Here is a 16,121-nt window from a genome sequence, read left to right as displayed (position 1 = left end):
AGGTGCTTGACTGCAGGGCAGTCTGGACATATCTGCGACTTTGCTACGGGGCTCAGCCGTAGTTTCACGGCCACGGACGCAACAAAGACGTTAGGCCAAGATTTAAAGTTAAAAAATCATGGGGTTTAACACCTTTTCCTCTGGCGATACGGCGGCAGATAGGCGCGCATCTTTTGCCGAGACCCTCGCCCATTTAGGCGATGCTGCAGGTGCGATCGAGGCGTTAAATTCCGCGCTTGAGTTATCCCCTGATTGGGCGGCTGGATGGTATCGTTTGGGTGAATATCACGAGGCCACAGGCGAAGCAGATTTGGCCCTTTCAGCTTGGCGCAAGGCCATGGCCCTTGACCCAAGCGATCCTTTTGGCGCGGCGATGAAATGTGATCTTGTGGCGCGGGTTGATCCCATTACCGACCGCATGCCCGCAGCCTTTGTCGAAACATTATTCGATCAATATGCGCCGCGCTTTGAGAAATCCCTGCGCGAGGGGCTTGGATATCGCGCCCCAGAATTGATTGCCGAAGGATTGGCGCGCGCAGGCCTACGCCACGCCGATGCTGCGCTGGATTTGGGATGCGGCACAGGTCTGATGGGAGTTCTGTTGCGGCCCCTTGCAGCGCAGCTTGTTGGTTACGACCTCTCTGCGGCCATGTTGTCAGAGGCGCAAGAAAAGGGCTGTTACGACAGGCTGGAAAAATGCGATATCACGGAACTGGCCCTTATCGGCCCAAGTTATGATCTGATCGTTGCGGCGGATGTGTTCAATTATATCGGTGCATTGGAACAGGTGATTGGGTGGTGCGCCGATGCGCTTTTGCCCGAAGGGCGGCTTTGTTTCACGGTTGAGGCTGGGGATGCGCCCCTGCGTCTGATGGCATCGCGCCGCTTCACCCATTCACAGGGATATATCACCGATCTTCTGGCACAAGCGGGCTTTGCCCCGCCGCAGATCACCAAAGCCCCTATTCGCCAAGATCGTGGAGAAGATGTGATGGGGTTGATCGTCTTCGCAACACCTGCCCCCCGCCCAGCCCCCTTGCGCGATGATGATCGCAACGAGGTCATGGCCTAAATCCCCGCCCCGCAAATTATCATTCCCAAAACCACCTGATCGTGCCAGTGATGGGCCATGCGCCCCTGTTTGGTGGGGCCACTCTCACGATGGATTACCGCATGCGCAGCACCGCAGATAAGCCCGTTTTGGGCATTCTTTTTATGATCGGCTTTTGCATCACCGCCCCAATCATGGATGGGATGGCCAAGCTGACCCCAAATGAAGTGCCTGTGCTGCAAATTGTTGCGGCGCGCTTTGGGATTCAAGTTGTGATCTTGATCCCCTTAGCAATCATGATGGGGGTCGCCATGCGTCCCACGGCGCGCGATGTTGTGGGGCATCTGATGCGCGGCTTGATGCTGCTCTTGGCAACATTTTGCTTTTTCTCAGCCATTCGATACATGCCGATTGCAAATGCTATGGCCATCTTCTTTGTCGAGCCATTCATCTTAACCCTCATGGGGGGCCTTTTGCTGGGCGAGCAGGTTGGCCCGCGCCGTATAACCGCCTGTGTTATTGGGTTTATCGGTGCGCTTTTTGTGATCCAACCAAGCTTTCAGGAATTGGGGTTTGTGGCGTTACTCCCCCTTGGCACGGCTGTGACATTTGCCGCCTATATGATCCTCACGCGCACGATGTCAGACCGCCAACATCCAATCGCGCTTCAAGCTTATACGGCCTTGGGGGCATCCCTGTTAATCCTGCCCCTCATTATTGGGTTTGAGGGCACGAACAACCCATGGTTAGATCCCGTTTGGCCCAGTGAATTTGCCATAATGGCCTTATTGGCCGTGGGTATCTTGGCTACAATTTCTCATCTGTTGCTGTCAGTCGCCTTAAAACTGGCACCCACAGCTACAATCGCGCCGCTGCAATATCTCGAAATCGCGGGATCGGTCGCGGTGGGGTATTTCCTGTTCCGAGATTTCCCAGACAGCCTAACTTGGTTAGGTATCGCGATTATCGTGGGATCAGGTTTGTATGTCTTCGCACGCGAGCGGCGCGCAGATTTGGAACGCCGCCCGACACCACCTGTCTAAGCCTGAAACACATCTGCATAGGTTTTGCGCATCTCGGCCTTTTGAACTTTGCCCATTGTGTTGCGCGGCAAGGCCTCGACAATCGCGAAATGACGGGGGCGCTTGAAGCCTGCAAGTTCGGCCTTGGCCGCAGCAAGGATGGCATCCAAATCAATGCTGCCTTCCGCTTCAGGCACCAAGAGCGCCACCACGCTTTCCCCAAAATCGGGGTGCGGCGCCCCGATGACAGCGCTTTCCTTAACCCCTGACTGCGCATCGAGGAACATCTCGATCTCTTTTGGGTAAATGTTAAACCCGCCCGAGATGATCAGATCCTTACCCCGCCCCACGATGGTGACATAGCCATCCGCGTCAATCTTGGCCAAATCGCCCGTGATAAAAAACCCATCTTCAAGCAGTTCTTCACGGGTTTTTTCAGGCATATTCCAATAGCCACAAAATACATTTGGCCCCCGCACATGAAGCATCCCGATCTCACCCGTGGGTAATTCTAGGCGCGTCTCAGGATCACAGACACGCACCTCCACCCCCTTCAGGGGGAAGCCTACCGTTCCTGCGCGCCGATCCCCCGTATAGGGGTTTGAGGTGTTCATATTCGTCTCAGTCATCCCGTATCTTTCAAGAATGCGGTGACCTGTGCGCCCCTCAAAGGCCAAATGGGTTTCCGCCAAAAGCGGCGCAGAGCCAGACACAAACAGCCGCATATGCGCGACCAAGTCACGGGTAAAGCGCGCATCCTCCAACAGTCGCGTGTAAAAGGTCGGCACACCCATCATCGTGGTGGCGCGCGGCAAAAGCTGCAAAATTGCCTCTTGGTCAAATTTTGGCAAAAAGATCATCGCATTGCCCGCCAATAAGCTGACATTGCACGCCACAAAAAGCCCATGAGAATGGAATATCGGCAAAGCGTGCAGCAGCACATCATCGCTTGTAAAGCGCCACTCCTCGGCCAAGGCGCGCGCGTTTGACAGCAGGTTCTCATGGGTCAACATCGCCCCCTTGGAGCGGCCCGTTGTCCCCGAAGTGTAAAGAAGCGCTGCAAGATCATTCTGGCCGCGCGGCACGGGCGTAAATTCCGTGGGGTGTTGCACCGCGGCACGGGCCAAACTGCCCTGCCCTGAGGCATCCAAGGTCAGGATTGTCGCCTTGCAGGTTTCAGCAATTGGGGTCAAGGCGGCCAGTTCAGACGGATCACAAACCACCAGCGCCGCATCCGCATCAGTGATGAAATAGGATAGTTCTGCGGGCGTGTAGGCGGTGTTCAGTGGCAAAAACACAGCACCCGCCGTGATGCACGCCGCATAAAGCGCCAAGGCAGGCGCGGTTTTCTCAACATGCACCGCAACCCGATCCCCCACCCCCACATCGGCGGCACGCAAGGCATGCGCCATTTGGTTGGCCAAACCAAGGAATGCGCTATGTGCCATTTCTGACCCGTCAGGCAAAATGAGAAAGCTGCTCTCCTTGGCCTGATGGGGGGCCAATAAAGCGTCAAAAAGGGGGTTGCTCATTTGCGATTTCCTCACTCCTATAGGCGCGCTGATTTGGGACGTTTTATCGCCCTCTGCCCTAAGAGGCGCAACCCTACTGTCTAGAAAGAAATGGTCAAATGCTGAGTGAAAAATCGGGTTTGTTGGATGAAATTCGCGGTCGCTTCGCCCATGTGGACACCTGCCCCTTTGAAGGGCCTCGGGTGTTTTTCGAGAATGCAGGCGGTGCATTGACGTTGAATTCTGTGGTCGAAACTTCGGCCAAATTCGCCGCCATCCCTGACAATCAAGGCCGTGACAACCCTGCCGCCCATGCCCTTGTGGCGCTGATTGACAAAGCAAAGGCAGATATGCGGTTGTTTTTCAACGCGCCGAAGGGGCAGTTTTTCGTCGGCGAAAGCGGCACAGAATTGCTGTTTCGCTTGATCCGAACCGCGATTGTCGGCACGGGCGCAGGCCGCATTTTGGGCAGCACATTGGAACATCCCGCCTCGCGCAGTGCCGCCGCCCATTGGGCCGAAGTGGCGGGCAAACCCCATATTCTTGTCGCGCATGATGACACCACGGGCACAGTCGGCCCCGAGGCCTATCGCCCCGAAATCACCCCAGATACCCGCGTGGCCACGATCCTGCACACCTCGCCCGTCACGGGCATGGGTGTGGATGTAGGCGCCATTGCCGCCGAAATCCGCAAAATCGCGCCTGATTGCATCATCATCGTTGATGGCATCCAGCACGCCGCGCATGGCAGGCTTGATATCGAAAGCTATGATGTCGATGGCTATGTCATCTCGCCCTATAAGGTCTTCTCGCGTCATGGCTATGGCGTGGCTTGGGTCAGCGACAGGCTGCATGCGATCAAGCACGAACATCTGATTGATGCGCCCGGAAACCCATGGGAATTCGGCACCCGCGATACGGGTGCCTATGTGACCTTTTCCGATGTGGTGGATTATTTTGTCTGGCTCGGCGGTGAAGTTTCAGATCACACCGATCCCCGCGCGCGGATTGTCGCGGCAGGCGAGGCGATCCACGCCCATGAAAAACACCTCACCGATGCCATGATCAACGGCATTGGCAATATCAAAGGCCTAAAAGATATGGCGGAGGTCGACATCATCGGTGGCCTCGATAACCCCGCCCGCGAGGGTCTGGTTTGCCTGACCGTCAAGGGCCAAGCCGCGCCTTATATTGTCACCAAACTGCGCGAACGCGGCATCCGCACCCATACCCGCAAGGCGGATCATTATTCAGGCAACGTGCTCTCCCCCTTGGGCCTAGACGCCGCCGTGCGCGTCTCAATGTGCCACTACAACACCGAAACCGAAGTTGCACAATTCCTCACCGCCATGCGCGAGATTGTGGAGGGGTTGTGACCTTATCGGGAATTTAGAAATCCTAAAAATTTTTTAAGGACGCAGCCGCGCGCGCAAGACGCCTATATTCGCAATGAATTCAGTGTCTTGCGCAAATTTTTGGGAAAATTTTTCGAGCACGCAGCCACGCGCGCGTGGAACGCGTTTCTTTCAATTATTTCAATGAGTTAAGATTTCACTGTGCCCCGCGTGAATTCTGTGCGTTTTGGGCGGTTTCTGGGTGGGACGCGCGCCTGGGCGGCCCCGATTGAGGCGCGGCAGATTAGCCGCCTCGATGCCAAATCCGAATGCCCGGACCCTCATCGGGCGCGCCCACGAACTCAATTCCGCGGGCCTCGAAAAATGACTTTAGTAGTTGAAGATGCCCTTTAGTAGCAGTTGGGACCTTAGCGGCTAGCTCATATCTTTTCAGTGACGACATACTAATTCCGGTGCTCACAGACAGCCCTCTAATTGATAATCCGAGTGCTGCACGTGCCAGAACTATTTGGCTTGCACAAATTTCATGTTGCTCTTGCATTTTGGACCAATTTAGTTCAAAATATGTTTCATGGGTATCCAACCAAATAATTGGCAGAACTTTATCACACGCCTAAACGGCGCATACGCGCCCGCCACGATTAAGTCGTACTATACCGACATGCGCGCGCTAGTCGACTGGTGCGTGAGGCATGGCCTCAATTGGGATGCCTTGTCGCCCAAGAGCGTGTGTGACTTCTTGGAGCATGAAGCCGAACGTGGCATGTGCCATGGCACTGTCGTGCGGCGTGTCTACAGCGCCCGCCGTGTCTTCACGCTGGCGGGAGTGTCTGACCCCACCAATAGTCCAGAAGTCGAATTGTGCCTGCGCCGGATTGCGCGGGCGCGGCCAACGCGGCCCAAGCAGGCTCGGGGTCTCAGTATCGCCGCACTATACGAACTCCGCGACATGCAGCCGGGCACACCTTGGGGGCTCCGCAATAGGGCCCTGCTCTCGCTCGGCTATGACTTGTTGGCGCGCCGATCAGAAATTACCGCGCTGCGCAGCGAGGATGTGAGTTGGCGCCGGGACGGCACGCTGGAGGTGATCCTGCGCCGCTCCAAGACAGATCAGTCCGGTCATGGCCGGATTGCATTCACGTCGCAGCGCTCTGCCAGTCTCTTGGGCGACTGGCTGGAGTGGCGCGGCAGCGAGATAGGGCCCCTCTTCTGCGCGATCTATCGCGGCGTGGCGATCAATCGATCACTCTCTGGTTCCACGGTGAAAAATATTATCAAGTCGAGCGCGCGTGTCGCCGGGTACGACAAGTGGGTCGTCGATGACTTCAGCGCCCACTCACTTCGTGTGGGAGCCGCGCAGGAATTACTGAGACAGGGGCACGACAGTATCGCCATAATGCGTGCGGGTGGCTGGAGGACCCATGCAGTTTTGGCTCGATACCTTGAGAAGGCAGAGCACAACGTTTGGGAAAGTGTGTAGAAGAATTTTGTAGCTCAGAAAAAACATTGATTGCATTTGATATTTTTGTGAATTTGGTTAAATGAAAAAATGAAGAAGGGAGCGCGTTGGAATTCCGGGGGCAACGCACTCGGCTACTAGCCTGAGTCATCAAAAGGCCAGGAATTTAATAGTGAGGACAAATTCTTGGCTTATGAGATTAGCATTGACCTCGGCACTGCCAACATCGTCATCGTCGACAACAAGAATGGCGTCGTCTTAGATGAGCCCTCGGTGATCGCCTATCAGTTGAAAAACGGGCAGAAGCGGCTCTTAGCGGTTGGGGATGACGCCAAACTAATGCTGGGCAAGACGCCGGAGAGTATTTTGGCTATCCGTCCCCTGTCCGATGGCGTGATTGCGGATTTCGACGCGGCCCAGGACATGATTTCTGCCTTCTTTAAAAAAGTTCTGAATAATTTTGCCTTCAGGAAGCCGATAGTATTCGTGTGCGTGCCATATGGCGCCACGCCAGTGGAGAAGCGCGCGATCAAGGCGTCCGTTGAGGCCGCTGGCGGCCGCCGTGTCGGCCTTGTCGAGGAGCCGATGGCGGCCGCACTGGGCGCCGGAATGCCAGTTCTGGAACCTACGGGCTCCATGATCGTGGACATTGGCGGCGGCACGACCGAGGTTGCGGTGCTGTCTCTAGGGGGCATTGTCGTCGCGCAGTCGATCCGAGTTGGCGGGGACCACTTTGACGTGGCGATAGCCGCATTCATCAAAAAGAAATATAATCTAAATGTCGGCTTGGCCACTTGTGAAATGCTGAAATTTGAGATCGGCACAGCCGTCTCGCCCAATGACGGCGTCGGGCGCAAGGCGAGCGTTCGGGGTCGTCACGGCGTCAGTGGCCTGCCACAAGAAATCGAGGTCACGCAGGCAGACATGGCCGAGGCGCTGCGGCCGTTGGTGAGTAGTATCTGCGAGGCCGTGATGCTCCTCCTGGAGCAGACACCGCCTGATTTGGCTGGAGACATTCAGGAAAACGGACTAGTTCTCACGGGAGGTGGGGCTGGCCTCGCAGGGATAGACAAGGCCCTGATGAATGCGACACACCTACCGGCTGTTGTCGCAGAAAATCACAAATACTGCGTGGCATTCGGCACTCAAATTGCGATGAACTTAGGCAAGCGCATCGAGCACGCAATTCAGCGAGATCCCTGAACTAGCTAGTGGTGGCGCCGGAAGCTCGTGCGTGCGCAGCACTGATTAAATTTGGAATAAAATTCACAAAAACATTAACTAAACGCTTGATAGACGGCTTTCTAACAGTTCACCAGTCTCTATTAGGAGCGGATACGCTAGTGTCGCAAATGATGAATTCAGCGTCTTCAAAGACCTCAGAAGATCTATATGGATTGCACTCGTCTCTATCGACGCCGTTTGCCCGTCACTTAAACGGATCAAATGTTTCTTTTCCAACTCTTGCTCCAGGTCTCTAACTGTTTCTTTTTGTTCAACTAATGAGCGCGCAATGTCCACATCGTCGGACATCAGTACTACTATGCCCTGCTGAACATTGCGCAACACATGATCATAAAAATCTAGAAGCTCTGCCTTGCCCTGATCTGAGAAATTTGTCTTTTCGAGGTGTTTTCTTCGAGCCAAGCTAATAATCTTCCTGGCGATTATATCTGAGCCGGTTTCAATATTGACTGCGTTACTCGCTAGGTCGAATGCGCGCGTTCCTATTGCCTCTTTGCGATCAGTGCTTCGTACACTTGACAGGTAAACTCTTACATCGTTTGCCATTCTGGCAATTTTGGCATGCTCATCTCTCAATCCATCTGCAGCGCGCTGGTCGAAGACGTCGAACAAATCCATAGCCTCCCGCAACATAGCTTCGACCCTATTACCCATTTCGACCATTTCGCGGCGTGCGCAAGAAAATGCGCGCTCAGGCTGATTGAGAACTGCCTGATCTAGCACAGAGCGATGGATAGATTGACCGTCAAAGGCTGCGCGAGATGGCACCAATAATTCGATTAAACGTAAAACTGGTCGCAAAAGTAGGAGGCCTATCATGACCAGAGAAAAATTGAACAGTACGTGCAGGCCCAATACTTTTTGTTCGTCGCTCATTCCCTGAAGCAGATCGCTCAATTGGAACTGCGCAATGCAGAATAGGCCCACAAACGCACCACCACCCCGTAAACATAAATTTCCAATCACAACTCTTCGAACGGGCAGCTCAGATCGAAGGGTCAAAACGAATGCAATTAAAGCACCACCCAAGTTTGCTCCCAAAACCATTGCAAAAGCAGCATCCACAGGGAGAATTCCATAGGCTGTGAACATGGCGAGCAACAGGATAGCAGCGACACTCGAGTGGACAAACCAGGCGAATAAAGCAGCCAGAATAAAAGCTGTAATCAGATCCCCAGATAAATATACCGTAATTGCCTGAAGAGCTTGAGCCTCAGCAACAGGTTGACTTGCAAGCCTAATTAAATCCAATGAAACAAAGATTAAGGCCAGTCCAATCAGAATGCGCCCAAGCTGTCGAAAAGTTCGACGAGAACTTCGTAGAAAGAGGGTCACGCCAGCCAAGAGTAGAATGGGCTCCAATACTGCAATTTTAGAATTAAGAATTTGGACTGCGATTGCTGATCCCAAATCTGCGCCCAAAACAAGCGCGAGGCCTGCCCTGGTGGCTATGGCGCCTGCGGACATGAAACCAGCTAGTAGAAGGATAACGGCAGTCGAGCTCTGCAGCAGTATAGCTGCCGCCGCGCCGGTAATTGATGCACTCACTCTGTTTTTAGTGGTGCGCTTCATCCACAAACGGATGTTGTTTCCATATGCGCGTTCAAAACCAGTGCGCACCAACCTTACAGCCCAAATCAGAAGCCCCGCAGCGGCGGCCAAATTCAGAGCAATTATGATTGGTGAATTTTCCATCCTAATGTGACCTAAAACGCGTGTGGACCGCCGAAGTAGGACGTGGGAACAGCACTCCAATGATACCCCGCACCCGTGTCCAGAACGGCAAAACCCGTTGGGCTTTCAAAAAAACCGACAAATGCATCGGGCTGTCGGTTCAACGCAAACGCACTGCAAATGGACGGGGCTGTGACCACCGGGTGGCCGCTCAACTGACAATGGTGCACACCGTGAACATGGCCCGCTAAAACGATAAGACTACGATTTTCTGTAGCCAAGGCTGCAGTCATCGCGCCAATGTTGGTCAAACCGATGGCATCCATAAATTTGATGCCTGTTAGGAATGGTGGATGGTGCATCAATACGACGGTCGGACTTTTATTTGAATGGGCGAGGGTCGACGTCAGTAACGCCAATCCATTTTCGTCGACCGTCCCTGACCCACTCCCCTCTACAAGAGTATCAAGTCCAATTACTTGGGTGCCAGCTATTTCTGCTTCCCAGTTTATGGAGCCACTTTTTGGTAAGGTCATGAAGTCACAGAACACCTCCCGAAATATGCTTCGCTTATCATGGTTTCCAGGTACTGAAAAAATCGGGAGCCCTAATCGATCCAGCTGCACGCGCGCAAATTCGTAACTGCATTGGGTTCCATCGTCGCTTATATCCCCGCTCACCAATACTGCATCAATAGGACTTAAGCCGGGCAACATTTCGATAATGTGATCAATCGTGGACGACAAAACACTCCGGGTATCCAACACGCCAGATGAAGTCGTGCCTTCGGCAACAACGTGCAGATCCGACAGATGTAGAAACCGAGCCATAGGATTATTTAATCCCCGCTCTTAAAAACGCTTGAACAAACTGACGCTGGAAAATCAGGAAAGCTAACAGCAATGGCGCTACGGACATCATAGTCGCCGCTGAAATTACGCTAATGTCTACCCCATTTTCAGGGGCTCCAAAAATCGACAAGCCCACAGTCAGCGGGCGCGTATCAGGGGAGTTCGTGACAATCAGCGGCCAGAGGAAGTTGTTCCAGTGCGTGGATACGGACACCAAGGCGTAGGCGAGGTAGGTTGGACGAGCCAATGGTACGTAAACGCGCCACAGAATTCCAAACCAACTGCAGCCTTCTACGCGCGCAGCTTCATGGAGCTCAATTGGAACCCCTTTAAATGCCTGCCGCATGAGAAAGATGCCGAACGCCGAGGCCATATATGGCATACCGACACCCAGTATCGTATCGAAGAGGCCAAGACGCGACACCATTGCGTAGTTCTCAACGATCAGCACTTCTGGAAGAATAAACAACTGCATCAACACCAGAATGAACATCAAATCTCGTCCCGGGAAACGAACTTGTGCAAAGGCAAAGCCCGCTAGCGTGGTAACAATAAACTGGCCAATCAGAATTACCGTGACCAATGCAAAAGTGTTTAGAAAGTAACGTATCCAGGGCGCACCATCCCACGCTGTACGAAAGTTATCTAGCGTCCAACTCGCCGTGAGATTGAAGTTTACTGCGTCAGACGTCGAATGAAACGCTGCCCAGAACGCGAACACGAGGGGCGAGACCCAGATTATGGCAAGAACAATGGCTCCAAGCGGCTCGATATTTTGAATGGTACGGCTCATTGATAATGGGTCCGCTTATCCAGAATTGTGAATTTGATCCCCGCGACAATGCCTAGGACCAAAAGCACTAGGATCGTCATCGCGGCGGCGTGCGGCGCATCAAAGAACGCAAAAGCCATCTCCCATATATAATAGAGGATAAGTTTTGATGCGTCATTGGGACCACCTTTGGTCAGAATAAACAGGTGATCTATCAGCTTCACTGAATTAATGAGCGCATTGACCATTATGAAAAGGGTCGTCGGCATTAACAAAGGCAAAACAATACGCCTTGTATAAGTCCACCTGCTCGCGCCCTCGATATCAGACGCCTCCTTCAAATCTTCCGGGATGGTCTGAAGCGCAGCGAGATAGAAAATCATAAAAAAGCCAGCCTCTTTCCAGATCGTAACCATGATGACTGCCCACAAGGCCGTCGAGGGCTGGCCTAGCCAGTTGACACTCGGCAGCCCAACCAAGCTACCAATTTGATCCAACACACCGAGACCCGGTGTATAGAAAAATAACCACAAATTTGCTGCCGCGATCATCGGCAGAACTGTTGGCGTAAAATACGCTGTGCGAATGAAGCCGCGTGCCGGGATTTTAGAGTTTGCCCAAAGCGCCATCGCCAATGCGATTACAATTGATATTGGGATCGTCGCACCAGCGTAGATCAAATTGTTTATCACAACTTTCCAAAATGTCGGATCGGCAAATAAGTCAGAGTAATTTTCAAACGCCACATACTCACTCGGACGCCGACGGGTTTGGCGACTGAAGATGCTGGCCCAAAAAGTTGCTACTGAGGGATAAAATGCAAATGTGCTCAACAAAACTACAGCGGGCGAAAGCAAAATCCACCCGTAAATCGCCTGCCGACGTCGCTCTATCTGAACAAATCTTGACATCAAGTTGACCTCTGCAAGACGTTGGACGCCCAAAAATATGGGCGCCCAACAAGTTATTACTGATAAGCGCTCAATAACCGCTCTGCAGCATCTTGTGCTTCGGACAATGCCGCCTCAGGCGTCGCAGCACCCGTCAAAGCCGCCTGAATTGCATTATTTAAGCCTTCACGAACTCGAGCCGTCTCAAAGGTTGAGAACTCTGCAACTGCATTTTCAAGTTGGTTCCGAGCAACCAATGCAGGTGGAAACTCAGCAGTGTAAGCCTTAAGAGCTTCGGTCTCATATGCGGCAGGTGACACACCCATGTAACCCGTTGCAATTGACCAAGCAGCTGCCTGCTCAGGCGACGTCATAAATTCAATCAACCGAAGAGCGGCTGCGCGCTCTTCTGGCGTGGTGTCTTCGAAAACGTAGAAGTTACCGCCGCCGGTTGGCGAGCCTGGACGAACATTGGCCGGCAGTTCTGCCACACCGAAGTCAAAGGTAGCGTTATTTTTAACTGCGGTAAGATTACCCGTGGAGTGCCACATCATTGCTGTTTGTCCTTCTAGGAAGGCTTGGCGCAATGTGCCCCACTCGACAGTACCTTCTGGCATGATGCCATGCTCTTGGCTGAGAGACAGCCAAAACTCCAAAGTATCGACCACTGCCTCATCATCGAAATAAGTAGTCAAGCCATCGTTTGACATAACTTCTTTTCCGTTCTGAATGGCCAACGCCTGGAACATCCAATACGGATAGCCGGTTGATGGGATCATGAGACCGTAGGTGTCACCGTTCGTGAGCGCCTGTCCCATAGAAATCATTTCTTCCCACGTGCTGGGGGGGCTTTCCGGATCTAGACCAGCGGCCCGAAACATATCTTTGTTATAGTAAGCCACAATTGTTGAGCGTTGGAATGGGATCCCCCAAGTCTTCCCTTCAATGCGGCCATTCGCCATCAAGGCAGGATAAAAGCTATCCAGCCAAGCTGGGTCGACACCTTCGATGTCGTCAAACGCAACAATCAGCTCCTGTTCAATCAGATCATAGGCATCGATTGAAAACATGACTGCCAACTGAGCAGGTTCGCCCGACGAAAGAGCCGAAAGCGCTCGAACCCGCGTGTCATCATAGTTGCCTGAATAAATCGCATTGACTGTGATGTCTGGGTTCGCCGCCTCAAAATCGGCAACGATCCCATCGACCACCTCCGTCAAAGCACCCCCTACCGCAATAGGGTAGTACATAGTGAGTTCGGTGTCCGCGATAGCGGGTGTGGCAAGCGCTGTCGCAGCGGTAGCAACAACTCCTAATTTGCGTGAAAGTGTCATTTAGTCCTCCCTGATTTGCATTAGACAGCTAATGCGCGAAGCCCTTAATGGGCATGATTTGCAAGTCGATTGCCTGCACTGTTGAAAAAGTGAAGATCGTTGTCAGAAAACGAAATTTCTATCGTTTCCCCTGATGGGATATTGTGCAGCCCAGGCAGGCTTAGAGTTAAACCTGAAGCGGCTTTGTGCTCCAATCCCACGAAAGTTTCGGAACCCAAAAATTCACACTCAGTCACCTTGCACGAGAGCCGTCCCTTGCCTTTTTGGGCCACTGTTATGTTTTCGGCACGCAAGCCAACTTTGTCGACGCCATCGAAACCTCCCAGTGCAGAGGCATTGATGAGTGCCATTGGCGGCGCCCCGACGAATTCAGCAACAAATGTATTTGCAGGAGAATAATAAAGGTCTTCTGGCGTGCCAGATTGCTGTATGCGGCCATCTTTCATTAAGACGACCATGTCAGCCATACTCATGGCTTCTGTTTGATCATGAGTTACGTAGACAACAGTTATACCGAGATCAATTTGTAGCTTTTTAATATCCTTGCGCACTGATGCACGCAATTTAGCGTCCAGGTTTGATAGCGGCTCATCCATTAAACAAAGTGGCTGGTTTGCGACAATTGCCCGCGCCAGAGCAACACGCTGGCGCTGTCCCCCCGACAGTTCGCCAGGCTTGCGCGCCTCGTATCCAAGCAAACCGGTAATCTCTAGTGCGCGTTGAAGCTTCTTCCGACGCTCTGCCGCTGATACTTTGCGTACCTTAAGCCCGAAAACTACATTTTCAGCGACGCTCAAGTGAGGAAATAGAGCGTAGGACTGAAAGACCATAGAAAGATTACGATCTGATGGCGCAGCATCAGTGACGTCCACGCCATCAATTATGATGCGGCCCTCATCGGGCAGCTCTAAGCCCGACAAAAGTCTCAAAGTAGTAGATTTGCCGCACCCACTCGGCCCCAAGAGAGCCACGAACGCTCCTCTAGGAATAGACAAGCAAACATCTTCAACACCGAGCTGGCCGTTCCAGCGTTTGGCAACGTTGTCAACTTTTACAAAAGTGGAAGGCTCTGTCATTCAGTTCTTCCTACAAACGAAATTCGATCTGCAACTGACTCAACTACAGGATCAAAAATTGGATCGGGCCTTACATCGCAAATGACCTCACTCACATCCGAAATCATTGCCCCGGCCGCGGGTGCAAGCCGACCAAATTTACTGCCGTCTATGACAAGAATTGAACGCTGTGCGTTTAGACGCATGGCCTCACTCGCCCTGACCTCTGCCTCATGAAACTCAAGCAGTCGACCATCCTCAGCCACTCCAGCCGTACCAAAAACCGCAAATTCAGCGCGATAACGGCCGAAAAACGATACCACTTCCTCACCGACAAAATCCCGGTCAGGCAAGCGCAGTTCTCCGCCCGGAAGAATGATCCGATTTGAAAGTTCTTCGCTAAGCGCCATAGCAACGCTTAAGTTATTCGTAATCACGGTCAGCTCTTTGTGATACCTCAGCGCGCGCGCGACAGTGAGAGGCGTCGAGCCAATCGACATGAAAAGTGTTGCACCGTTGGGAATTTGAGACGCCACAACTGATGCGATGGCGCGCTTGCCCATCAAATTCGTACCGGCACGCTGATCAAACGGTGTATTTATGTGCCCGGCGGTGAGCTCAATACGGCCATGAGCTCTCCGCAACGTCTTGCCATCGCACAACACGTCGACGTCTCGGCGAATGGTTTGCATTGATACGCCAAGCATCTCAGATAGCGAGCCAACGCTCACTCCTCCGCGCTCTCTGACGAGCTCCAAAATCAACTCATGCCTACGAATTTTTTTAGACGCCACGACCCGTGCCTCCCACAGAATCAGACGATACACCACAAAAACAACAAAGCAACAAAATTTGTAATTTTATGTTACAATTATACGAAAATTTTGGTAAAACTCTTTGGTAAATTAGAAAAATAATCTTAATTTATCAAATTATGTTGTTTTGTAACTTTCTTTCTATAGAAGAAGAGTGCAGGGTGAATGCGCTGACACTTTGATCGAAAGGCCACCTACATTCATGCATGACGTAGCAAGCATATTTGAACGGTACGAAGCCATTCGGCACAGACTTCCACGGGCTGTCCCTCCAGAGAAATCAAAGCTTATCGGCTCTCTCATCGAAATTTCAGATGATGCGGATGCCTTTGTGTTCGACGCATTTGGAGTTTTAAACGTTGGTGAGACGCCTATCCCTGGAGCGGCGCATAGACTTGATCAACTACGTCAAAACGGGTTCAGAATACGCATCCTGTCAAATGCTGCGAGCTATCCCCACGATCAGGCGACAAAAAAATTTAACAAGCTCGGTATGCGGGTCGAACCTCACGAAGTCATAACGAGCAGAGATGCTGCAATCAGAGATTTAGACGAACGAGTTTGGGGCTGTATTGCTGCAGATTTCGATCATCTAGGCGATATTGGAAAAGATACCATCAAACTATCGGATAAAAGCAATGATTATGACGCAGTAGATGGCTTCCTGTTTCTTTCAACCGAGAGGTGGACCCTTGAGCGCCAGTCGATACTGCGTGACAGCCTCCTGAAACGGCCACGGCCCGTAATCATTGCCAATGCCGATATCGCTGCTCCTCGTGATCACGGGTTTTCACTTGAACCAGGACACTTTGGCCATCTGTTGGCGGATAGCGGCGTGACAGACATTAGATTTTACGGGAAGCCGTTTCCAGAAGTGTTCCAGATGATTGAGCAGTCCCTGCCCAATGTACCTCCCTCCAGAATAGTGATGTGCGGGGATACACTGCACACTGATATTCTTGGAGCGGCTGCACGTAATTGGCGGACCGTCTTAGTAGAACGAGACGGAATGTTCGCAGGGGTCGAAACAAACAACTTTCTGGCCGCTGCTGCGCTGAACCCAACTTGGCGCTTGTCCAGAATTTAA

The 16,121-nt window shown here is 52.4% G+C and carries 14 protein-coding genes; 6 read left to right on the top strand and 8 right to left on the bottom strand.

The genetic code is table 11. The features are described from left to right. The first annotated feature begins 118 nt into the window (after positions 1-118). Positions 119-1,072, top strand: a complete 954-nt coding sequence (locus AAC621_RS09435) for a class I SAM-dependent DNA methyltransferase (protein ID WP_340254782.1) — start codon at positions 119-121, stop codon at positions 1,070-1,072. Positions 1,073-1,173: 101 nt separating this feature from the next. Then, positions 1,174-2,094, top strand: a complete 921-nt coding sequence (locus AAC621_RS09430) for a DMT family transporter (protein ID WP_340254779.1) — start codon at positions 1,174-1,176, stop codon at positions 2,092-2,094. Here AAC621_RS09430 and AAC621_RS09425 read toward each other — a convergent pair. Beyond that, positions 2,091-3,605, bottom strand: coding sequence for a malonate--CoA ligase (locus AAC621_RS09425; RefSeq protein ID WP_340254776.1), 1,515 nt, complete (start codon positions 3,603-3,605; stop codon positions 2,091-2,093). The two genes, AAC621_RS09430 and AAC621_RS09425, sit on opposite strands and share 4 nt — an antisense overlap. Before the next feature lie 98 nt (positions 3,606-3,703). Between AAC621_RS09425 and AAC621_RS09420 the strand changes: the two genes are divergently transcribed. The 3 genes from AAC621_RS09420 (at position 3,704) to AAC621_RS09410 (ending at position 7,601) form a co-directional block, all read left to right on the top strand. Next, positions 3,704-4,960 carry an aminotransferase class V-fold PLP-dependent enzyme gene (locus tag AAC621_RS09420; protein ID WP_340254773.1) on the top strand — a complete coding sequence of 419 codons (1,257 nt, stop codon included), beginning with the start codon at positions 3,704-3,706 and terminating at the stop codon, positions 4,958-4,960. Between the two features lie 550 nt (positions 4,961-5,510). Further along, complete coding sequence (locus AAC621_RS09415) at positions 5,511-6,419, top strand: tyrosine-type recombinase/integrase (protein ID WP_340254771.1); 909 nt, start codon at positions 5,511-5,513, stop codon at positions 6,417-6,419. 165 nt (positions 6,420-6,584) lie between these two features. Then, positions 6,585-7,601, top strand: a complete 1,017-nt coding sequence (locus tag AAC621_RS09410) for a rod shape-determining protein (RefSeq protein ID WP_340254768.1) — start codon at positions 6,585-6,587, stop codon at positions 7,599-7,601. A 78-nt stretch (positions 7,602-7,679) separates the two neighbouring features. Here AAC621_RS09410 and AAC621_RS09405 read toward each other — a convergent pair whose 3' ends face one another. Genes AAC621_RS09405 through AAC621_RS09375 form a run of 7 tightly spaced genes read right to left on the bottom strand, consistent with a single transcriptional unit; the run spans position 7,680 to position 15,013 of the window. Further along, positions 7,680-9,338: a Na/Pi cotransporter family protein gene (locus tag AAC621_RS09405; protein WP_340254765.1), complete on the bottom strand. Its 1,659-nt coding sequence runs from the start codon at positions 9,336-9,338 to the stop codon at positions 7,680-7,682. A gap of 11 nt (positions 9,339-9,349) precedes the next feature. Beyond that, a complete protein-coding gene (locus AAC621_RS09400) occupies positions 9,350-10,147 on the bottom strand; it encodes a metallophosphoesterase (RefSeq protein WP_340254763.1) in 798 nt (265 codons plus the stop codon). A 4-nt stretch (positions 10,148-10,151) separates the two neighbouring features. After that, on the bottom strand, positions 10,152-10,961 hold the full coding sequence (locus AAC621_RS09395; protein WP_340254761.1) for a carbohydrate ABC transporter permease: 810 nt from the start codon (positions 10,959-10,961) through the stop codon (positions 10,152-10,154). Beyond that, a complete protein-coding gene (locus AAC621_RS09390; RefSeq protein ID WP_340254759.1) occupies positions 10,958-11,851 on the bottom strand; it encodes a carbohydrate ABC transporter permease in 894 nt (297 codons plus the stop codon). The genes AAC621_RS09395 and AAC621_RS09390 overlap by 4 nt, the downstream gene beginning before the upstream one ends. Positions 11,852-11,907: 56 nt before the next feature. Continuing rightward, entirely contained in the window at positions 11,908-13,164 is a 1,257-nt protein-coding gene (locus AAC621_RS09385; RefSeq protein WP_340254756.1) for an ABC transporter substrate-binding protein, read from the bottom strand. Between the two features lie 44 nt (positions 13,165-13,208). Then, complete coding sequence (locus tag AAC621_RS09380) at positions 13,209-14,240, bottom strand: ABC transporter ATP-binding protein (protein WP_340254753.1); 1,032 nt, start codon at positions 14,238-14,240, stop codon at positions 13,209-13,211. Further along, positions 14,237-15,013: a DeoR/GlpR family DNA-binding transcription regulator gene (locus tag AAC621_RS09375; protein WP_340254750.1), complete on the bottom strand. Its 777-nt coding sequence runs from the start codon at positions 15,011-15,013 to the stop codon at positions 14,237-14,239. Before AAC621_RS09375 ends, AAC621_RS09380 begins: the two co-directional genes overlap by 4 nt. A gap of 223 nt (positions 15,014-15,236) precedes the next feature. Between AAC621_RS09375 and AAC621_RS09370 the strand changes: the two genes are divergently transcribed. Next, entirely contained in the window at positions 15,237-16,121 is an 885-nt protein-coding gene (locus AAC621_RS09370) for an HAD-IIA family hydrolase (protein ID WP_340254747.1), read from the top strand.

This window comes from Roseobacter sp. HKCC-CH-9208 (assembly GCF_037805125.1).
GTDB lineage: Bacteria > Pseudomonadota > Alphaproteobacteria > Rhodobacterales > Rhodobacteraceae > M30B80.
This window is presented reverse-complemented; position numbering and strand designations above follow the sequence as displayed.